Raw genomic sequence first — 19,504 nt, 5'->3', positions numbered from 1 at the left:
GTCTGCCAAAGGAAACAACAAGGTAAGGGCACGATCCATGGAAGCTCGGGTAGTCAACGCGTCGCATTCGGCTGAAAACTGGTCGCCCTCGTCCGACGCCAGCGACATCGTCAAAAGCATCCATGCCATGCTCCACCCGCGCAACATCGTGCTGGTCGGTGCGACCGACAAACCCGGGAACTATGCCGAGCGCATCTGGAACAATCTGGTCAAGTACCAATACAAGGGCAAGCTGTTCCCTGTTAACGCCAAGCGCGAAACGATCTGGGGCGCCCCCTGTTACAAGGATTTCGCCAGCCTGCCGGAGAAACCCGACCACGTGCTGGTGCTGGTACCGGCGCGTTTCGCGGTGCAGGTGATCCGCGACGCCGCGGCCGCCGGTGCGCGTTCCGCCACCATCGTCACCTCGGGTTTCAGCGAGTTGCAGGACGCCGACAGCCAGCGGCTTGCGGTCGAACTGAAAGAGGCGGTGCGTGAAACCGGCCTTGCCGTCACCGGCCCGAATTGCCTCGGCAATCTGAGCGCGGGCGAAAACCTGTTCACCAATATCGATGACCGCATCGTGACGATGGAAGCAGGTCCCGTCGCAATCGCCGGGCAATCCGGCGCGATCGTGATGGCGATCCGCCAGGCGCTGGAGGATCGCGGCGTCGGTGTCGGCTACATGGTCACGACCGGCAACGAGACTGGGCTCGAGACTCCGGACCTGATGGCCTATTTCGCGGCCGATCCAAGTATCCGCGTGATCGTGGTCTATCTCGAAGGCGTGCGGAACACCAAAGTGTTCCGGGAGGCCTGCAAGGCCGCGCGCGCCGCCGGCAAACCTGTCATCGCGCTCAAGCTCGGTACCTCCGAGGGCGGCCGTGCGGCGGCGATGGCGCATACCGGCGCGCTCGCCGGCTCCATCCAAACCTTCGATGCGATCTCGACGCGCGAGGGTGTGATCCGCGTTCGCGGCCTCGACGAACTGATCGAGACCACCGAATGTTTCGTGCATGCGGAACCGCCGAAGAGCAATCGTCTCGCCGGCGTGTCGCTGTCGGGCGGCAAGCGCGGCCTCTTGATCGACGCGTTCGATTCCGCCGGGCTCAACTTCGCACCGCTGAGCGCGGACGCCACCGAGAAACTCGCAAAGATGCTCGGACCGGGCAGCATCGTCGGCAATCCGCTCGATGCCGGATTTGCCGCGGTAGTCGACCCCTCCGTCTACATGCAGTCGATCAAGATCATGATCGACGATCCCGACACCGATATCGTGATCATCGACGCCGAACTGCCGAAGGCGCCGCACGAACTGCGCGAGCGCAATTTGCGTATCGTCAACGACATGGCGGGCGCCGCCAGCAAGCCCGTGGTCTACATCAGCGCGATGTCGATCGGCTTTACCGAATTCACCAAGGGCCTGCGCAAGTCGCTGCCGAACATCGCGGTCATGCAGGGCCTCGACCGCGCGGTGGGTGCGATCAAGTCGTTGATCGAATATGCCTCGCTGCGCAAAGTCGTGCCGGAGATCGCGTCGAGCTCGAAGGCTTCCGCCCGTGCCGTGCTGGAGAAGACGCTAAGAAGCGCCAATGGCGCCGCGGCGCTCGACGAAGTCGCCTCGAAAAAGCTGCTGAAGGCCTACGGCATTCCCGTCTCAAAGGAAGAGATCGCGCAGACCGCCGCGGATGCGGTGAAGATCGCCAAAAAAATCGGCTTCCCCGTCGTCGCCAAGGTGGTCAGCGCCGAGATCCTGCACAAATCGGACATTGGCGGTGTGGTGCTGAACATCAACAGTTCCGCCGAGGTGAAGAAGGCGTTCAACGACATCACCGCGCGGGTCAAGAAGCTGAAGAACAAGCCGAAGCTCGAAGGCATTTTGATCGCGCAGCAGGTAAAGTCCGACCTCGAACTCGTGGTCGGCGCTTCGCTCGATGCCGAGATGGGCCCCGTGGTGCTGTTCGGCACCGGCGGCGTCGATATCGAACTGATGAAGGACGTGGCGCTTGCCGGCGCGCCGCTCGATGCCGACGAGGCGAAACAGCTGATCGGCAAGACCAAGGCCGGCGTCAAGATGAAGGGTTATCGCGGCAAGCCCGCGCTGCACGAGGCTTCCGCGGTGAAGGCGCTGGTCGGGCTATCCAATCTGATGGCGGATGCGGGAACGCGCATTGCGTCGATCGACGTCAATCCGTTCCTGATCAACAGCAAAGTCGGCGTCGCCGTCGACGGCCTGATCGTGCTCAACAACGCGGCGGCGAACAAGGCGGCGGGGCACTAGGCTCCCTTGTCATGCGCGGGCTTGACCCGCGCATCCATCAAAAATGAATCGCTTGAAGGGGGTGGATTGCCAGGTCAAGCCCGGCAATGACAGTTGGGCTCACAACCCCGCGCCCCATTGCCGCGCGGTCTGCACCAGCCAGTCGCGATAGAGCGTCAGCGGCGTGACGCCGGTGAGTCCGCCGCAACCGGCCGAGCTATTGGGTCCGGTCGACCAGCTGACGACGCCGACGATGGCCGGACCTGATTGCTTGTCCTCGAATACCGGCCCGCCAGAGTCTCCCGTGCAGGCGCCGAGCCCGTCGCGGGTGCCCTGGCCAACAGGATCAACCAGCCGGATCTGCAGCGTCCCCGGCTTGCCGGTGGCAATCAATCCGGCAGCGCGAATGGTGCCGCCGCTCTTGCCGTCACCGCGCGCCGTGACGCCGATGCCGGCGATCGTAAAGCGGCTGCCGACGAGAATCGGAATGTTGGGCATGCCGAGCGTCGACGGCGTCTTGCCTTTGACAGGAGAACCCAGTTGCAGCAGCGCCACATCGGCCGTCGCCCGGTGCGCCTGCATCGCCTGCATCTTGAAGCCGGGATGAATAGCGACGCTCTTGACGTCCTGCAAGGACGGCTGCTTGTCCGCACCATATTCGACGATCTTGTAATCGGCACCGGGCTGCACGCAGTGTGCCGCGGTCAGCACGATTTTGGGCGCGATCACCGCGCCGGTGCAGAAATTGCCGCGGGAACCGACAATGGTGACGACCGAACGACCGACGCCGTCGGCGGATGGCGCGCCACCGCCCACGATGGCGTGAGCGGGCGCGACCACCAGCAGCGCAAGACTGGCAATTACTCGAGCGAGGACTTTCATGGCCGCAGCAATACCCCGCGCAACCGACATCGCCAAGCCGCGGATCGGACTGGCTCCGAAGGGCATTCCGTGTTAGCCGCTCCCCCGTCGCGTATAGATATGGCGGGGAAACAATGGTCGAGGCGGTGATCTGGGATTTCGGCGGGGTGCTGACCACTTCGCCGTTCGAGGCCTTTACGCGGTTCGAGACCGAACGCGGGCTGCCCGCCGACATCATCCGGCGCACCAACGCGGCCAATCATCTGGAAAACGCCTGGGCGAAATTCGAGCGCGCGGAAGTCGATATCGAAGCCTTCGATGCGCTGTTCGCGACGGAATCGAAGGTGCTGGGCGCCGAGGTCCGCGGCAGCGATGTGTTGCCTCTGCTCTCGGGCGATCTACGCCCCGAAATGGTCGAGGCGCTCAAACGCGTGAAGGCCAAATTCAAGACCGGCTGCATCACCAACAATCTTCCGGCCAACGCGATCGGCAGCCGCAGCGGCCGTTCGCTCTATGTCGCCGAGGTCATGGTGCTGTTCGATCACGTCATCGAGTCCGCCAAGATCGGCCTGCGCAAGCCCGACCCGCGCATCTACCAGATGATGGTCGAGACGTTGCAGGTCGATCCCAAAAACTGCGTCTATCTCGACGATCTCGGCGTCAACCTGAAGCCGGCGCGCGAAATGGGCATGACCACGATCAAGGTGCTCAATGCGGCGCAGGCGATCACGGAGCTGGAGGCGGCGACCGGATTGTCGCTGCGATAGGGCTCAACGCCTGACCTGCGCCTTGGCTCTTTCATACGACAACCAACGGCTGTACAATCGAGGTCGCATCTCCTTTAAAGTCTGGATCAGTCCAGAACCCCGGACCGACCAAAGAGGCTGTGATCATGGCACTTCCTCCAGAGGAAAAGCCCCCTTCGGCTTTCTATCCGGCCGATAACGCTGCGGTCATCGCGCATCTGAACTATTTGCAGGCAATCATCACCCGGCTTGCCGGCAACAGCGCGCAGTGCAAGACGTGGTGTCTGGCCATCGTCAGCGCCCTCTTCAGCTTTGCCGGCGCCTTGAAGAACGACAATATCGTCGCATTCGCGATCATCCCGATCGTCATCTTCTGCATGGTTGACGCGGCCTATCTCGGCCGCGAAAAATCCTATCGCCAGCTCTACAATTCCGTGGCCACCAAGATTCGCGCGGGGACCTATACCCGCGGCGATTGCTTCGATCTAACGCCGCCTGCCGGCACTGGACGCTACTCCAAGGCGCTCTGCTCCTGGTCGATCTGGCCGATCTATCTCGGCCTGATCGCCGGCTATGCCCTGCTCCGGATGTCCGGCCTGTTGATGTAACGGCGGCAACAAGCGAAGTTGGGCGCCGACACGAGATTAGCCCAGCCGAAGCCATAAGCTGCGCAGATAATTTTCTCGATGAAACGAGCGATAGTTGTCGCTATTATCTCCAGAGATTGCATACTGTATTAGATCAATCAAAAGAGGTTATTTCTTATGACCGATTTTTTTGCGATCATTATCGGCGCGAAAGAGGATTCCCGGCGCGCCAGGCTCGTCAAGGAATTGCGTAGCCGGACGCGCAACCTGCGTGAATCCGGAGAACGGCTTGATATCGTCGGTCAGAGCCGCATCAACTCTGTACCAGTCGATGCGCATGCTGTGGCCATCGTCCTTTGCCGCAAAGGCATGAGCATCAGCGAGATCGATGCAATGCCGCAGCGAAGAAGCGCTCTGTTCCGATTATTCCTGTCGTCGCCGATCTGCGCACCTTCACGACGGTCGCTCCCCAAGGGGTCACGGAGTTCAACGGCTTCGAGTTGAGTGATCCGGCCGACATCGGCGAGCTTGCCGGACTCGTACTCGAATCGCTCGGGCTGCAGCGCTCCAAGCGGAAGATTTTCATCAGTTATGCCCGGATGGACTCGAGCGCGGTAGCGCATCAATTACGTGAAGCCTTCACGGCGCGTTGGTATTCCGTCTTCATGGACACAATCTCGATTCGCCCGGGGGCGGTATTCCAGGAGGAACTGTTGCAGGAACTGGCGGACAGTGACGCCGTTGTGTTGCTGAACAGCCCTAACGTCAAGCATCGCCCCTATGTGCAGCGGGAGATCGCATTCGCGGATCAGGCCGGCGTCAGCGGCATCCAGGTGGTCTGGCCCAGAGTGCAGCGGATGAGGGAAGGCGCATTCTTCATGCCGCTTATGCTCAACACGAAAAACGCGATAGCCCAGAATGGTGTCGTCACGGCCTTGACCCCGACGGGTATCAAGCAAGTCCTGCGTCGGGTCGCCGACATGCGCACCGCGATGCAGCGGCACCGGGAAAAGGAGATGCTGAGTCCTGTCAGGGCCTATGCCCAGACCAAAGGATGGAAAGTGGTTCCATATCTCGGTCGCCATATCGAGCTGCATGATGACGTTACGCGCATCCGTATCGATATGGCCCTTGGCGTGCCCACCAGCCGCGATCTCGAACGGGCATTTCAGGCAGCGAGCGCGGGAATACGAGGCGGCAAGTTGTTGTATGATCCGCTTGGCGTCACCAACAGCCAGGCCGATCACCTGAACTTCCTCGGCTCACACCTTCGCTTGCAGTATCTTGATCCGAAGACTGCGCTGCAATGGACGGTCATCCCATGATCATCCCACCCGTTTTCCTCTCCGCCAGCGAGCCCGATCCGGACCGAAAGGAGGAGTACTGGCAGAGCCAGAACCTGCTCAACGTTCGCGAAGCGGTGCGGGCCTTTTGCGCCCATGCCCTGGCGCATTATCCGGTCGTCTACGGCGGCCATCCGGCGATTACGCCTCTGGTCCGGCAGGTGGCATCGAGAATCGAGCATGACGCCGCCACCGGGACAAAGCCGGGAAAATCAGTCAAAAATCCGATAACCCTGATGTTTCAGTCGGGCCTTCACGTCAAGCCATCATCGGCCGACCAGAGCGTCATCGTTACACCCGCGCACGAATCCGACGGGACGATTGCGACGCCCGAAGGAGGCACGCGCAACGCAAGCCTGCTACGGATGCGCTACGAGATGATCGGCAGGCCAGGAAAGTACCCCGTTCATCTGCTGGAGGACCATGCGAACGAATTCGGCGCGCAACGCCTCGCACGTCTAAAGACATATGAGTTTACCGCTGCGGTTTTCATTGGCGGCATGGAAGGCGTCGAACGGGAGTTTCGAATCTTCCGCAGCTTCCACCCAGAAACACCGGCGTATCCGATCGGCAGTACAGGCTCCGCCTGCGCAAAGCTGCTCAAACAGGTCAGACCCTATCTCAGTCCGGAAACATTCGACGCGCTGCGCGGCGAGACCGCATACAGTCTTTTGATGCAGCAGCTTCTCCCGGTGCCGGACTCAAGCGTCGGAGGCTCGCTCGGCGCCGGAAACTGGCGCGAAGATCCCCGCGCAGGCGATCCGCGTTCCCACATCGATCCGAAAGAAATCGATCGCGCGAGAGTCAATGTACCGCAACGAAGTGGAAGGACTTGACCATATGGCCGACTCTTCTGCTGCCCCACTCAAGGGTGCCCGAATCTGGCTGTCTGGATCCATTCCCGACGGCGCCGATCCGGACAGCATCCGATCGTTCGTCGCACGACTGAGCGCGAGTATCTTCCGCGATGGCGGATCCATCATCCATGGCAGCCATCCGACGATATGGCCGATCCTGCAGCAGCAAGCGGCGGAGTTTCAGCAGGCCGGAGGTGCACGCGATTGCCTGACGATGGCGATTTCCCGGCACTTTTCCAGCGAGCCGGACAAGTACGGCGTCGACACGAAGGCGTGGCGATCATGCAGTCTCGTATATGAGGTGCCGGCCGAAGGCGGCGACGACAAGAAAGCGCAGAACCTGGAACGGTTGCGCAACTGGATCGCAGAACGATGTGACGCGGTCGTCGTCGTCGGGGGCAAGGGTTGGGATAAAAATCCGGGCGGCGCCGGAATTCCCGCCGAGTTCGAACTGGCACGCGAACGAGCTTTGCCGTGCTTCTTGGCAGCGAGCATGGGAGGCGCGGCGGAAGGCTATTTGCGCGATCGCCCTGAAATTCTGCGCAACCTCAGAAATGGCCTCGATCCAGATGAAAATCTCGCGCTCGCCACCGCACTGAAGGGAGACGTCCTCGCCGACCGCATCGTCGAACAGCTGCGCCGGCTTCCATTGGTTCGCGGCGAGCCGCGGAGTGGCAGCACGTTTCGAATATTGTCGCTGGACGGCGGCGGCATCAAGGGCACCTTCACCGCCGCGGTGCTGGCCGAGTGGGAACGGATCACGAAGTGCAAGCTGACCGACCATTTTGATCTGATTGCGGGAACCTCGACCGGCGGCATACTGGCGCTCGGACTCGGCATGGGCCTCTCGGCGCAGACGATGCTGGAGTTTTATGAACAGCGGGGACCCACCGTCTTTCCGATGACGAGTCTTGGGCAGAGATTGCTGGCGACCCTGCGTTCGCTCATCAAACCAAAATTTGCCCAGGAGATCCTGCAATCCGAATTGGCGACGGCCTTCGACAGCGCCCCCTGGAAAATTCTTCGCGACGCACGGTGCCGGCTCGTCATTCCCTCCTGTCATGCCAGAACCGGCGGCGTTCATATTTTCCGGACCAATCACCATCCGGCCCTGACGGCAGCCGCAGATTATCTGGCAACCGACATTGCTTTGGCGACCGCCGCCGCGCCGACCTATTTCCGTGCAGCGGAAGTCGATGATCGCGCCTATCTCGATGGCGGGGTATGGGCCAACAACCCCAGCATGGCAGCGCTGGTCGAAGCGCTATCCCGGCTCCGGGTGCCGCTAAACCATGTCGATATTCTCAGTGTCGGCACGACATCCGCACCCTTTGCCGGGCGCAGCACCCTCAAGGCGGGCTTCGCTGGCTGGCTTTGGAAGGGCCGCATCGCCGAACTTCTAATGCATGCACAGGCGCAAGGCGTGCTTGAGCTGTCCAACGACCTCGCGGGCCACGCCCGCATGTTGCGCGTCGACCTATCCCTCGTTCCCGGCGAAGTAAGCCTCGACAACGTCAATCGCATTGCCGACCTCAAGGATTATGGCAAGCAAGTCGCGGCCAAGCCGGATACGGTTGCCGACGTCAAGGCGCGTTTTCTCAATGGTGTTCCCGTTGAAGACTGGACCCGGTTCTAGCCGGTTCGGTCCGCGCGCATGCCAGAACTGCAGGCGCTCGAAATGCCGCAAACGAGGCTTGTTCTTTGCCCGGAACGCAGGCAGAACACTCTGAAATCCAGTGAATTCGGAGTTGAAACCCGTGGCTGAAAAAGGGCCGACCGCCTCGATCGAGGCAGTGGAAAGCGGCCTTGCCGCGCAGGGCTATATTGCGAGCCGGCAGATCGCGACCGCGGTCTATCTGTCGCAACAGATCGACAAGCCCATCCTGGTCGAGGGTCCCGCCGGCGTCGGCAAGACCGAACTTGCGAAGGCAATCGCGGCGTGGCGCGGGCTGAAGATGATCCGGCTGCAATGCTACGAGGGCCTCGACGAAGCCAAGGCGCTCTACGAGTGGAAATACGCCAAGCAGCTTCTGTACACGCAGATCCTGAAGGACAAGCTCGGCGAAGTGCTCGGCGGCGCCGAAACGCTGCACGACGCGCTGGCGCAATTGCATGATTTCGGCGACGTGTTCTTCTCCAAGGAATTCGTCGAACCGCGGCCGCTGCTGCAGGCGCTGGAACAGCCGGCCGGCTGCGTGCTCTTGATCGACGAAATCGACAAGTCGGATGCCGAGTTCGAATCGCTGCTGCTGGAAATCCTTAGCGATTTCCAGGTCACGATTCCGGAACTTGGCACCGTTACCGCCATCGCCGCGCCGACCGTGATCCTGACCTCGAACAGCGAGCGCGACCTCGGCGACGCCCTGAAGCGGCGCTGCCTCCATTTGCACATCGGCTTCCCCGAACAGAAGCTCGAGGAGCGCATCGTCGAGAGCCGGGTGCCCGGCATCTCGCAGACGCTGCGCAGGCAGATGGTCGGCTTCATCCATGAGGTTCGCTCACTCGATCTGAAGAAACTGCCGTCGGTGAGCGAGACGATCGATTGGGCACGGGTGCTGGTGCTGTTGCAGGCGCCCGAACTCGGCAGCGAGATCGTCAAGGATACGCTCAACGTGCTGCTGAAATACGAGGCGGATATCGAGGCCACACTGCCCCAGGTATCCACCTTCATCGCCAAGACATCGCGGCAGAGCGTCGTCTTCGGATAAAGCGGATGAGAGAAAACCTGCATCGCTTCTTTCGTGCGGCGCGGGGCGCAGGCGTCAGGCTCTCGCCGGCCGAAAGCATCGATGCGATGCGCGCGGTTTCCAAGGTCGGCTTCAGCGACCGCACCGTGCTGCGGGACACCTTCCTCCTCACGCTCGCCAAGACCCAGGACGAGAAGAAGGCGCTCGGCGCCTGTTTTGACCTGTTCTTCGATCAGCCCGAGCCGACGCCAGCACCTTCCGACGAGAGCGAGACGGACAAGTCCGACACGCCGGAATCCGGTGCAGCCTCCGATACGCAGGGCGACGCCGATGGCGGCGACCAGGCCCAGGATCTCGGCCAGCTCGCGCAGATGCTGCTGTCGCAGGACCGCAACGCGATGGCCTCCGCCATCGCCAACGCTTCGAATGCCGCATCTCTGTCCGACATCCGCTATTTCACGCAGCGCGGCATCTTCTCCGGCCGCCTTCTCGACCAGATGGGCATCCAGCGCCTGCGCGACGATCTCGACGCGCTGACGGCGACCAATCCCGCTCTCGCGGAACGGCTGCAGGCAGCACTCGACGGCTTGCGCGACACCGTGCGCGAGACCGTCTCGCAGGCCTTGATGCTGTACGGCCGCGAGGAAGCCGAGAACCTGCGCAACGAGATTTTGCGCAATGCGCCGCTGTCGCGGATCGAGCCGCGGCAAGTCGAGCAGATGCGGCTTCTGATCCGCCAGATCGCTCGCCGCCTGCGCGAGCGCTACAGCAAGCCGCGCAAGCGCCAACGCCGCGGCCACCTCGACGTGCGGCGGACCATCCGGCGCAACGCCGCCTGGGGCGGCGTGCCGTTCCTCACCGCATGGAAACGACGCCACCGCGACAAGCCAAAAATCATCGCGATCTGCGACGTTTCGGGTTCGGTGGCGCGGGTGTCCGATTTCTTCCTGCTGCTGATCCACAGCCTGCATGAAGTGGTCTCGGATGTCCGCTCGTTCGCTTTTTCCGGACACCTGATCGAGGTCAGCGACATCCTGGAATCCAAATCGCCGGAAGAGGCGATGGCCGAGATCATGTCCAAGGTCGGCTTCGGTTCGTCGGATTACGGCAACTCCTTTGCCGATTTCGAGCATGAATGGATGAACGCAATCACGCCGCAGACCACGGTGATCATCCTCGGCGACGCCCGCAGCAACAATCTCGATCCTCGCGCGGATATCCTGCGCCGCATCGGCGAGCGCTCGAAGCGGCTGGTGTGGCTCAATCCCGAGGGACGGATGGCCTGGGGCTGGGGCGATTCGGAAATGCCGCGCTATTCGACCTTCTGCACCGTCGTGCGGCAATGCGCGACCGCGCAGCAGCTGGAACGCGCAGTGTCGGATATCGTGGCGAGCTATCAGTAGTTCCACCCTAAGCCGCCGGAATCCTGTATTGTTGATCTCGCGCACCCGATTCCCGCCTGTTGACCCCGTTTTGAAGCCGATATGGAAGCAGCCCTTAACCGCAAGCCGGACAAAGCCCCTGACGCGCTGTCCGTGCTGAACTCCGTGTTCGGCCTGCCGGCCTTTCGGGGCGAGCAGGAAAAGATCGTCCGTCACGTCACTGATGGGGGCAATTGCCTGGTGCTGATGCCGACCGGCGGCGGCAAGTCGCTGTGCTATCAGCTGCCGTCATTGTTGCGCGAAGGCTGCGGCATTGTGGTGTCGCCGCTGATCGCATTGATGCGCGACCAGGTCGCCGGCCTGCTCGAAGCCGGCGTCAAGGCAGCGGTGCTGAATTCGACGCTGTCGTATGAGGAAGCCAACGCCGTCGAACAGCGGCTGCTGGCCGGCGACCTCGACGTGCTTTACGTCGCGCCCGAGCGGCTGCTGACGCCGCGCTGCCTCGGCCTGCTTGCACGCGCCAGGATCGCGCTGTTTGCAATCGACGAGGCGCATTGCGTGTCGCAATGGGGGCACGACTTCCGCCCCGAATATATTGGTCTTTCCGTCATCGCCGAGCGGTTCCCCGATGTGCCGCGGATCGCGCTGACCGCTACCGCCGATGACCTCACGCGCCAGGAAATCGCCGAACGGCTCAAGCTTACCGATGCGCCGCGCTTTGTCGCCAGTTTCGACCGCCCCAATATCCGCTATGAGATCGTCGACAAGCAGAACGCGCCCGCCCAGTTGAAGGCCTTCATCAGCGAACGGCATGCCGGCGACGCCGGCATCGTCTATTGCCTGTCGCGCGCCAAGGTCGAGGACACCGCCGCCGCATTGAACAAGGCCGGCGTGCCAGCGCTGCCGTATCACGCCGGCCTCGACGCCGGTCTGCGTTCCCGCAACCAGGATCGCTTCATCAACGAGGACGGTGTCGTGATCGTCGCCACCATCGCGTTCGGCATGGGCATCGACAAGCCCGACGTGCGCTTCGTGGCGCATCTCGATTTGCCGAAGAGCATCGAGGCCTATTACCAGGAGACTGGACGCGCGGGCCGCGACGGCAAGCCCTCCAGCGCCTGGATGGCCTATGGCCTGTCCGATATCGTGCAACAGCGCCGCATGATCGACGAATCCACCGGCTCGGACGCGTTCAAGCGCGTGTCGGTCGGCAAGCTCGATGCGCTGGTCGGCCTCGCGGAGACCGCAGGCTGCCGGCGCAGCCGCCTGCTCGGCTATTTCGGCGAAGCGGTCAGCGCCGGCAATTGCGGCAATTGCGATAATTGTCTTTCACCGCCACAGCTTCTCGACGGCAAGGTGATCGCGCAGAAAATATTGTCCTGCGCCTATCGCACCGGGCAGCGCTTCGGCGCCATGCACCTGATTGATGTGCTGGTGGGCCGCTTGACCGCGCGCGTCACGCAATTCGGCCATGACAAGATTTCCGTGTTCGGCATCGGCGCCGAACTCAACGAGAAGCAATGGCGCGCCGCGATCCGGCAAGTCGTCGCCATGGGCCACCTGCACGCCGACAGCGAGGCCTTTGGCGCGCTGAAGCTGACCGAGAGCGCGCGCGGAGTCTTGAAGGGTGAGACCGCGGTGATGCTGCGCGAGGCGCCCGCCGGCACCCGCGTCCGCGCCAGCCGGACCAAATCAAGGCGCGGCGATCTGGCGCCACGGTCTACCGGAGAAGGTGCGCCCGCCGATGCCGGCCTGCAGGCCGCGCTGCGGGCCTGGCGCTCCGAGATCGCGCGCAAGCGCGGCGTGCCGGCCTATGTCGTGCTGCACGATTCGACCATCGACGGCATCGCCGCCTCCCGCCCCGCGACGCTCAACCAACTGCGCAACATCCCCGGCATCGGCGACAAGAAGCTCGAGCACTATGGCGACGAGCTGATCGCGCTGGTGAAGGACGCGGAGCGCTAAGCACTCACCGCCGCGCTAGCCATTGCGGAACGTGTAGGCGTACCCGTTGATCGCGGGCGCGCCGCCGAGATGGGCGTACAGCACCTTCGATCCCTTGGGGAAATAGCCCTTGTTCACAAGGTCGATCATGCCTTGCATGGATTTTCCCTCGTAAACCGGGTCGGTGATCATGCCTTCGAGCCGGGCGCAAAGCCGGATTGCTTCCTTGGTCTCTTCCGAAGGAACGCCATAGGCCGGGTAGGCATAGTCTTCGATCAGCACGACGTCGTCTGCGACGATCTCCTTGCCCAACTCGACCAAGGCAGCGGTGTTGCGGGCGATATCAAGCACCTGGGCCTTGGTCTGCGCAGCCGTGAACGAGGCATCGATGCCGATCACCTTCCGCGCGCGGCCGTCCTTGGCAAATCCGACCAGCATGCCGGCATGGGTAGAGCCGGTGACGGTGCAGACCACGATGTAATCAAATGCGAAGCCGAGTTCTTTTTCCTGGGCGCGGACTTCTTCGGCGAAGCCGACATAGCCGAGCCCGCCATATTTGTGCACGGACGCGCCGGCCGGGATCGCATACGGCTTGCCGCCCTTGGCTTTCACGTCCGCGATCGCTTCTTCCCAACTTTGCCGAATGCCGATGTCAAAACCTTCATCCACCAGCTGGACGTCGGCGCCCATCACGCGGCTGAGCAGGATGTTGCCGACGCGGTCGTAGACGGCGTCTTCATGCGGCACCCAGCTTTCCTGCACCAGACGGCATTTCATGCCGATCTTGGCCGCGACCGCGGCGACCATGCGGGTGTGATTGGATTGCACGCCGCCGATCGAAACCAGCGTATCGGCGTTGGAAGCGATCGCGTCGGGCACGATATATTCGAGCTTGCGCAGCTTGTTGCCACCGAAGGCGAGGCCCGAATTGCAGTCCTCGCGCTTGGCGTAGAGTTCGACCTTGCCGCCGAGATGCTGCGTCAGCCGCTCCAGCTTCTCGATATGGGTCGGCCCGAATGTCAGCGGATAGCGTTCGAATTTTTCCAGCATGCGTCATCCCCGTTGATGTCTGATCTTGCGGGAACGCCTATCATCAGACGACGGAAAGGTGCTCTCTAAGTTACCATCGGATTTTGACGGATTGGTTGCTGGATTGATCATTGGTGGTAGTTTTCGTTCATCTGCTGACCACCTTATGAGAGATTCTTCCGTGACCCGACTGGACCGCGTCGACCTCAAGATGTTGCGTTTGCTGCAGAATAACGGCCGGCTCAGCAATGCCGAGCTGGCCGAAGCGGTCGGGGTCAGCCCGGCGACCTGTCACCGCCGCACCCAGCGCCTGCTCGACGACGGGTTTGTCAGCACGGTCCGCGCCATGGTGGCGCCGCGCAAGGTCGGCAAGGGCGCGCTGGTCATGGTCGGCGTCGTGCTCGACCGCTCCACGCCCGAAAGTTTTGCCTCGTTCGAGCGCGCGATCGCGAAACTGAAGTTCGTCCTCGACTGCCATCTAGTGGCCGGCGATTTCGATTATTTCCTCAAGATCCGCGTCGGCGACATGGAAGATTTCAACCGCATCCATGGCGAGCAGCTGATCGCGCTGCCCGGCGTGCGCCAGACGCGGACCTTCTTCGTCATGAAGGAAGTCGTCGACAACGCGCCGCTGGATTTTTGAGAAGGCGTTTTGGCGAGAGCGGATCACTCGCTCGATTTTTTCGCACTCGCGCTCTGTTCGGTCGCCGTGCAGGAAATCAGCAGCGTGAACGCCCTTGCGTTGCGCGCAATGTCGGACGTCTTCAGCTCGGCCTTTGCCTCGACGGCGGTCTGGTAGGGCACGACGCTGTTGTCCAGGAAGTCCCGCAATGCGCCGGTCTTGATCGCGAAATTGATATTCTCGGGGATGTTGCCGGTCGCCCTGGCAACTTTCAACGCATTGAGTTTTGCTGCCACCATTCCGGCGATCGTGCCGCTGGTGTCAAGCAGCGGCCCGCCGCTGTTACCGGGCTGAACCGCCGCGCTGATCTGCAGGAAGCGGGTATCGTTCATGATGCCGCTCAGGGAGCTTACAATTCCCGTGGTGACCGTGAAATCGGAGGACAACAGGCCGTGGAAGGGATAGCCGATTGCGACGACGCTATCGCCCGAATGGATCGCCTTGCCCCGAATCGTCGCCACTTCCTTGAAGGCGCTCGGCGCCTGCAGCAGTGCGAGATCGTTGGTTTCATCGCTTGAAACGAGCCGCAGCTTGACCGGGGCCTCGCCGGTCAAGTTTCCGAGGATGTCGCCACTGCAGCCATCAACCACGTGTTGATTGGTGACCACGTGTCCGCTGCTGCTGACGACGAAGCCCGTACCGGTTTTGTTGACCGATCTGGTGGCCTTTGGCGGCGCGGAATTCGGTTGCGCCGGTCCCGCCGCCGCCATCTGCTTCGGAGCGACCGCGAACTCGCCGGCGCCGGCGAGCCCGTTTTTCTTGACCGTGGCAACGCAATTGGCCAGCGCGGGCAACAATTGCGCGGTCTGATCGAGCTTGAACTGGAAAAGCTGCCCTTGCGTGAAGGCGGTCATCGTCTTGGCTTTGCGGAATTGCGCAATGAGCGCCGAGTTGGGCGGCATCGGCACACGGACCAGTTTGTCGCCGATCGGGATGCCGTGAACGTTGAATGGCGTCTGACCATCAAACGTCAGGACAATCGGAAATGCCTGTTCGGTGGTAAGCGTCCAGTTCTCGTGGGCGAATCCCAGACCCCATGCCGCCTTGTCGTCTATCGTGACGACAAAGTGGATGCCGCTCCCATAGGTGGCACCCGCGGCGCAGTGCGTGAACGCGCCGCTCTGGTCGTTGGTATAGGCCCCGCCCTTCCAGTTGCCGACGTTGATCGTGCCGTAAGGGCCGCGGGCATCCGAGGTTGAAAGCGTCGCAATCAGGCAAAACGCTGCAACGATCGCTCCGATTGCAAACTTCATTTCGACCTACTCAAATGAGCGCTCATCTTAAGAGGCGTTGAAATCAAACCGCAAGCGCCACGCGAATCTTCAGCGTCACGCCACCGCGACAGGCGCGCGAAGTGCGGCCCGAGCCCAACCCACTAGTTCCTACTTTGTTCTTTCAACTCCCGCGTGTCAATCCGGAAACTGAACTGCAAGGCGCCAGCGCCTTACTTCGCCTCGCTCGCCTTGACGCCCGAGCTTTCAACGAGCTTTGCCACGCGTGGCAGATCGGCGGCGAACAGGCGCGCATGCGCCTCGGGCGTCAACTCGTTCTCAGGAAATGGCAGGGTGCCGAGTTGCGTCAGCTTCTCCAGCAGCACCGGGTCAGCCAGCGCCTTGCGGAGCGCCGAATTCAGCGCGCCGACGGTTTCCCTGGGCGTGCCCTTGGCCACGTAGAGCCCGTGCCACATCGTGTAGCTGACCTCGGGCATGCCGAGCTCGGCGGTGGTCGGCACGTCTTTCAACTGTTCAAGCCGTTTTGGCGACGTAATGGCGATGCCGTGCAGCGTTCCGGCCTGAATCTGCGGCAACGCATTGGTCACCTGGTCCCACAGCAGATCGATCTGCCCGGCGAGCAGATCGCCGATCGCCGGCGCCGATCCGCGATACGCCACGACGGTCGGTTTGAAGCCGAGCACATTGCCCATCATCACGGCGCACAAATGACTGTTGGTGCCGATACCACCATGCGCGAAGTTCGCCTTGTCGCCCTGCGCCTTGATCCAGGCCACATAATCCTTCGGTCCCGCGCCGGGAATCGACTTGCGGCCGATCAGCACCATCGGTGCGTTGTTGACGAGGCCGACCGGCTCGAAGGCGTTTGCCGTGTCGTAGCGCAGATTGATGAACAGGCTGGGCGCCGCCAGCAGCGCGACGTGATTGATCAGGATGGTGGAGCCGTCAGGTGCCGATCGGGCAACACGGTCATTGGCCAGCGTGCTGCCGCCTCCGACCACGTTCTCGATGATGACGGTCTGGCCGAGCGTGCCCGACATCCGCTCGCCGATGAGACGCGCCACGGTGTCCGTGCCGCCACCCGCCGCATAGGGTACTACAAGCGTTATGGTCTTGGGAGACGATTGCGCTTGGGTCTGCGTCACAAGCGCAGCAAGCAAGAGGCCAAGGCCGATAAGCGCGCTGCTAAAAAGCCGGTTGATCACGACGGCGTCCTTCCCATGGTTTTTCTTGTCATGCCGCATGTTTGCGGTCGTGCACGCGTTCGCGAAATCGCACTGCAGCAAAGCGGGCGGTATCGCGTGAGTTCAGATCATGCTGATTGTGCGTCTGCAAATCAAATACAATGCGACGCGGGCATTCCTAGCGTGCCGGGCTCAATGTCGGGCGCTGGTAGCGAAGCCATAGGACGGCGGCGGCGGCGGCCAGCATCAGCAGCACCGAAAACCAGTTGAGCGGATGCCAGCCCCAGCGATCCTGCAGAAACCCCGCCATGAAGCTCGACGTCGCGGTCGTGCTGAAAACCAGGAGATCGTTGAGCGCCTGCGTCTTGCCACGCTCGCTCGGGCGGTAGCAGGTCGTCACGACAGTCGTGGCGGCGACGAACAGGAAATTCCAGCCGACGCCGTTGACCGTGAGCGCGATCCGGAAATTCCATTCGCTCAGCCCGGCGAGCGCAGCAGCAACGCCGGCCAGCATCAGCGCGACACCCCAGGCCATGACCGTTGTGGCGCCAAACCGGTTGATCAAATTGCCGGTGAAGAACGACGGCACGAACATGCCAAGCACATGCATGAAGATGACCCAGTGGGCTTCCGCATGCGGAAACCCGCAGCCGACGATGGCCAGCGGCGAAGCGCTCATGATGAAGGACATCGTGCCGAACGCCAGCATGCCGGCGATGACTGAGGCGATGAAGCGCGGCTGGCTGGCAATCACCCAGAGCGGACGCGGCGGCGCTGAAGAGACGGCAGCCCCCTCGGCAGCCGTCGAAGCCGCGACCGAGGGGAAGGTGATGAAGGACATCACCGCAAAGACGATCACATGCAGGCCGAGAATGGCGGCGTAGGTCGCAAGATACAGCGGCATCACCAGATCGTGCGTCACGCGCACGAGGCTGGGGCCGATCACCGCAGCGGCGACGCCGCCGGCCGTAACCCACGAAATCGCCTTGGCGCGGTAATGGATCGGCACCAATTCCGCCGCGGCAAACCGGTACATCTGCAGACAGGCGACGGCGTAGCCGAGGATGAGACCGCCGGCGCACATCACCATGAAGTTGGCGGTGTATAGTCCGGTACACATGATGATGGCGCCGGCCATGCCGAACAGCGAGCCGACGCGAAAGCCGATGCTGCGGCCGACCCGCTGCATCAGCAGCGCGGCCGGGAATACCCAGATCATCACGCCGAGGTGCTGCATCGTGACCGGCAGGTTGGCGAACTCTGGATGGTGATAGAAGGTGATGACGGACAGCCCCGTCGCCGCAAACATCATGGTGTTGCAGGACTGGCCGACCGCCTGGCAACAAGCCAGCAGCAGCAGATTGCGGCGTGCCCGCCGATCGAGGTCCGGCGCGGGATCAGCTTCCGGCTTGAGCCCTGATAGGGGGTTCAGCGCATCCATTTTGGTTTTTTGCCTAACTGACCTCGGAGCGCCGATTGCGCGACGGTTCGTCACCTTCTCTAGGAGAAACGTTCCCCATTCAAGGCCTGGGTGGAAGATTTTGCTGCGCATAGCCGCATGGGAGGCATGAAAATCCCTTTGGCGTTGATGGTCCGACGAAATCGCGTAAGCTGACGGTCCGGGGGAAACGAATGTCCGACGATCTGAAATTCACGGTCCAGCGCCCGCCGGCCTATGGCGAATTGACCGACATGCTGCCCGGATTGTTCTGGGTGCGGCTGCCGATGCCGACGATTCCCAATCACGTCAATTGCTGGCTGCTCGACAACGGTCCGGGATGGACGCTGGTCGATTGCGGGCTGAACACCGACGACACGTTTGAAATCTGGGACAAGCTCTGGCGCGGGCTGTTGCGCGCCCGCCCGTTGCAGAACCTCACCTTCACGCACGCCCATCTCGATCATTTCGGCCTCGCCGGATATCTGGTGAAGGAAATGAAATGCACGGTGCGCATGCCGCTTGCCGAATGGCTCAGCGGCTGGAAGATGTGGCATGAGCGCGAAGAGGGTCCGGACGAGCATTTTGCCGGCTTCATGAAGCGGAACGGCGCCTCCGACGAGGACGCCACCGGGATCATCCAGGCGCAGCGCCCATCCAAATATCTTGGCCTGCGACCGCCGCGCGAATTCATTCGCATCCGGGACGGCGATGTGATCGCCATGGGGCAGCGCGAGTGGCGGACGATCACGGCGGGCGGACATTCACCCGAACATGCGATGTTCTATTGCGAGAGCGACAAGATCCTGATCGCCGGCGACCAGATCCTGTCGCACATGGCGCCGTCGGTGATCGTGCCGTCGGCGCAGCCGGAAGCCAACCCGATGAAGGAGTATCTGGAGGCGCTGACGCGGCTCGAGGCGCTGGCGCCGGATACCCTGGTGCTGCCGTCGCACGGCCTGCCGTTTCGCGGACTGCATGCCCGGCTCGCCCAGCTGCGCGAGCATCATCAGGCGCGGCTCGACGACGTGGCATCCGTCGTGTCAGGCAAGACGACTGCGTTCGCGATCGCGCAGGAAGTGTTTCCGCGGGTGCTGTACGCCAATCCGCGCCAGGCTTTTGGCGAGTCGCTTGCGCATCTGAACATGTTGGCTTCGATCGGCAGATTGACGCGCGATGTCGATGCTAATGGTGCGATCAGCTTCGCACCGGCGTAACACAACGTGCCTTCAGCAACCGAACCGAATCCTCCCAAAGCATCTGTAGGCCTTCTCCACTCCAAGGCGTGGCAGA

General features: G+C 62.2%; 17 protein-coding genes. 11 read left to right on the top strand and 6 right to left on the bottom strand.

Annotated features, from left to right (window positions below; translation table 11 throughout):
- Nucleotides 1–37: 37 nt before the first annotated feature.
- Complete coding sequence (locus JQ609_RS15975; RefSeq protein ID WP_212274120.1) at nt 38–2,260, top strand: acetate--CoA ligase family protein; 2,223 nt, start codon at nt 38–40, stop codon at nt 2,258–2,260.
- Nucleotides 2,261–2,359: 99 nt separating this feature from the next.
- Here the strand turns inward: JQ609_RS15975 and JQ609_RS15970 are convergent, their stop codons facing one another.
- The gene (locus JQ609_RS15970; protein WP_212274119.1) at nt 2,360–3,121 is read right to left on the bottom strand and encodes a trypsin-like serine protease; all 762 of its coding nucleotides are present in this window, start codon (nt 3,119–3,121) and stop codon (nt 2,360–2,362) included.
- Between the two features lie 113 nt (nt 3,122–3,234).
- Here JQ609_RS15970 and JQ609_RS15965 point away from each other — a divergent pair, with 113 nt between their 5' ends.
- Together JQ609_RS15965 and JQ609_RS15960 are read left to right on the top strand one after the other, a co-directional pair.
- Nucleotides 3,235–3,867: an HAD-IA family hydrolase gene (locus tag JQ609_RS15965; RefSeq protein WP_212274118.1), complete on the top strand. Its 633-nt coding sequence runs from the start codon at nt 3,235–3,237 to the stop codon at nt 3,865–3,867.
- Between the two features lie 125 nt (nt 3,868–3,992).
- The gene (locus JQ609_RS15960) at nt 3,993–4,454 is read left to right on the top strand and encodes a hypothetical protein (RefSeq protein ID WP_212274117.1); all 462 of its coding nucleotides are present in this window, start codon (nt 3,993–3,995) and stop codon (nt 4,452–4,454) included.
- Nucleotides 4,455–4,601: 147 nt separating this feature from the next.
- Here JQ609_RS15960 and JQ609_RS15955 read toward each other — a convergent pair whose 3' ends face one another.
- Complete coding sequence (locus JQ609_RS15955) at nt 4,602–4,772, bottom strand: hypothetical protein (protein ID WP_212274116.1); 171 nt, start codon at nt 4,770–4,772, stop codon at nt 4,602–4,604.
- A 17-nt stretch (nt 4,773–4,789) separates the two neighbouring features.
- Between JQ609_RS15955 and JQ609_RS15950 the strand changes: the two genes are divergently transcribed.
- The 6 genes from JQ609_RS15950 (at nt 4,790) to recQ (ending at nt 12,667) form a co-directional block, all read left to right on the top strand.
- Nucleotides 4,790–5,758 carry a toll/interleukin-1 receptor domain-containing protein gene (locus tag JQ609_RS15950; protein ID WP_212274115.1) on the top strand — a complete coding sequence of 323 codons (969 nt, stop codon included), beginning with the start codon at nt 4,790–4,792 and terminating at the stop codon, nt 5,756–5,758.
- Nucleotides 5,755–6,612, top strand: coding sequence for a hypothetical protein (locus tag JQ609_RS15945; RefSeq protein ID WP_212274114.1), 858 nt, complete (start codon nt 5,755–5,757; stop codon nt 6,610–6,612). Before JQ609_RS15950 ends, JQ609_RS15945 begins: the two co-directional genes overlap by 4 nt.
- Nucleotides 6,584–8,269, top strand: coding sequence for a CBASS cGAMP-activated phospholipase (locus JQ609_RS15940; RefSeq protein ID WP_212274113.1), 1,686 nt, complete (start codon nt 6,584–6,586; stop codon nt 8,267–8,269). Before JQ609_RS15945 ends, JQ609_RS15940 begins: the two co-directional genes overlap by 29 nt.
- Nucleotides 8,270–8,390: 121 nt before the next feature.
- A complete protein-coding gene (locus JQ609_RS15935; protein ID WP_212274112.1) occupies nt 8,391–9,341 on the top strand; it encodes a MoxR family ATPase in 951 nt (316 codons plus the stop codon).
- 5 nt (nt 9,342–9,346) lie between these two features.
- Nucleotides 9,347–10,723: a VWA domain-containing protein gene (locus tag JQ609_RS15930; protein WP_212274111.1), complete on the top strand. Its 1,377-nt coding sequence runs from the start codon at nt 9,347–9,349 to the stop codon at nt 10,721–10,723.
- Nucleotides 10,724–10,804: 81 nt separating this feature from the next.
- Complete coding sequence (gene recQ / locus JQ609_RS15925; protein ID WP_212274110.1) at nt 10,805–12,667, top strand: DNA helicase RecQ; 1,863 nt, start codon at nt 10,805–10,807, stop codon at nt 12,665–12,667.
- Nucleotides 12,668–12,682: 15 nt separating this feature from the next.
- Here recQ and JQ609_RS15920 read toward each other — a convergent pair whose 3' ends face one another.
- Nucleotides 12,683–13,696, bottom strand: a complete 1,014-nt coding sequence (locus tag JQ609_RS15920; protein ID WP_212274109.1) for a 1-aminocyclopropane-1-carboxylate deaminase — start codon at nt 13,694–13,696, stop codon at nt 12,683–12,685.
- A 145-nt stretch (nt 13,697–13,841) separates the two neighbouring features.
- Here JQ609_RS15920 and JQ609_RS15915 point away from each other — a divergent pair, with 145 nt between their 5' ends.
- A complete protein-coding gene (locus JQ609_RS15915; RefSeq protein ID WP_212213382.1) occupies nt 13,842–14,318 on the top strand; it encodes an Lrp/AsnC family transcriptional regulator in 477 nt (158 codons plus the stop codon).
- 23 nt (nt 14,319–14,341) lie between these two features.
- Here JQ609_RS15915 and JQ609_RS15910 read toward each other — a convergent pair whose 3' ends face one another.
- From JQ609_RS15910 to JQ609_RS15900, 3 genes are all read right to left on the bottom strand, one after another.
- Nucleotides 14,342–15,610: a S1C family serine protease gene (locus tag JQ609_RS15910; RefSeq protein ID WP_212274108.1), complete on the bottom strand. Its 1,269-nt coding sequence runs from the start codon at nt 15,608–15,610 to the stop codon at nt 14,342–14,344.
- Nucleotides 15,611–15,801: 191 nt separating this feature from the next.
- Nucleotides 15,802–16,794: a tripartite tricarboxylate transporter substrate-binding protein gene (locus tag JQ609_RS15905; RefSeq protein ID WP_212274107.1), complete on the bottom strand. Its 993-nt coding sequence runs from the start codon at nt 16,792–16,794 to the stop codon at nt 15,802–15,804.
- A 157-nt stretch (nt 16,795–16,951) separates the two neighbouring features.
- Nucleotides 16,952–18,214 (bottom strand): MFS transporter, encoded by a 1,263-nt coding sequence (locus JQ609_RS15900; RefSeq protein WP_212213390.1) that lies wholly within the window; start codon nt 18,212–18,214, stop codon nt 16,952–16,954.
- 191 nt (nt 18,215–18,405) lie between these two features.
- On the opposite strand from JQ609_RS15900, the gene JQ609_RS15895 reads away from it, so the two are divergent.
- Nucleotides 18,406–19,428 (top strand): MBL fold metallo-hydrolase, encoded by a 1,023-nt coding sequence (locus tag JQ609_RS15895; protein ID WP_212274106.1) that lies wholly within the window; start codon nt 18,406–18,408, stop codon nt 19,426–19,428.
- The last annotated feature ends 76 nt before the right edge of the window (nt 19,429–19,504 follow it).

Source organism: Bradyrhizobium sp. AUGA SZCCT0169 (assembly GCF_018130085.1).
In the GTDB taxonomy this organism is placed as follows: domain Bacteria; phylum Pseudomonadota; class Alphaproteobacteria; order Rhizobiales; family Xanthobacteraceae; genus Bradyrhizobium.
Note: the sequence above shows the minus strand (reverse complement) of the source record. Positions and strands in the feature narration are given on the sequence as shown.

Excerpts from the sequence above, each read along its gene's own strand:
- JQ609_RS15960 (WP_212274117.1), top strand. The coding sequence starts at position 3,993 with ATGGCACTTCCTCCAGAGGAAAAGCCCCCTTCGGCTTTCTATCCGGCC.
- JQ609_RS15975 (WP_212274120.1), top strand. The coding sequence starts at position 38 with ATGGAAGCTCGGGTAGTCAACGCGTCGCATTCGGCTGAAAACTGGTCG.
- JQ609_RS15970 (WP_212274119.1), bottom strand. The coding sequence starts at position 3,121 with ATGAAAGTCCTCGCTCGAGTAATTGCCAGTCTTGCGCTGCTGGTGGTC.
- JQ609_RS15915 (WP_212213382.1), top strand. The coding sequence starts at position 13,842 with ATGAGAGATTCTTCCGTGACCCGACTGGACCGCGTCGACCTCAAGATG.
- JQ609_RS15965 (WP_212274118.1), top strand. The coding sequence starts at position 3,235 with ATGGTCGAGGCGGTGATCTGGGATTTCGGCGGGGTGCTGACCACTTCG.
- JQ609_RS15955 (WP_212274116.1), bottom strand. The coding sequence starts at position 4,772 with ATGCGCATCGACTGGTACAGAGTTGATGCGGCTCTGACCGACGATATC.
- JQ609_RS15895 (WP_212274106.1), top strand. The coding sequence starts at position 18,406 with ATGTCCGACGATCTGAAATTCACGGTCCAGCGCCCGCCGGCCTATGGC.
- JQ609_RS15945 (WP_212274114.1), top strand. The coding sequence starts at position 5,755 with ATGATCATCCCACCCGTTTTCCTCTCCGCCAGCGAGCCCGATCCGGAC.
- JQ609_RS15900 (WP_212213390.1), bottom strand. The coding sequence starts at position 18,214 with ATGGATGCGCTGAACCCCCTATCAGGGCTCAAGCCGGAAGCTGATCCC.
- JQ609_RS15910 (WP_212274108.1), bottom strand. The coding sequence starts at position 15,610 with ATGAAGTTTGCAATCGGAGCGATCGTTGCAGCGTTTTGCCTGATTGCG.
- recQ (WP_212274110.1), top strand. The coding sequence starts at position 10,805 with ATGGAAGCAGCCCTTAACCGCAAGCCGGACAAAGCCCCTGACGCGCTG.
- JQ609_RS15920 (WP_212274109.1), bottom strand. The coding sequence starts at position 13,696 with ATGCTGGAAAAATTCGAACGCTATCCGCTGACATTCGGGCCGACCCAT.
- JQ609_RS15930 (WP_212274111.1), top strand. The coding sequence starts at position 9,347 with ATGAGAGAAAACCTGCATCGCTTCTTTCGTGCGGCGCGGGGCGCAGGC.
- JQ609_RS15940 (WP_212274113.1), top strand. The coding sequence starts at position 6,584 with ATGTACCGCAACGAAGTGGAAGGACTTGACCATATGGCCGACTCTTCT.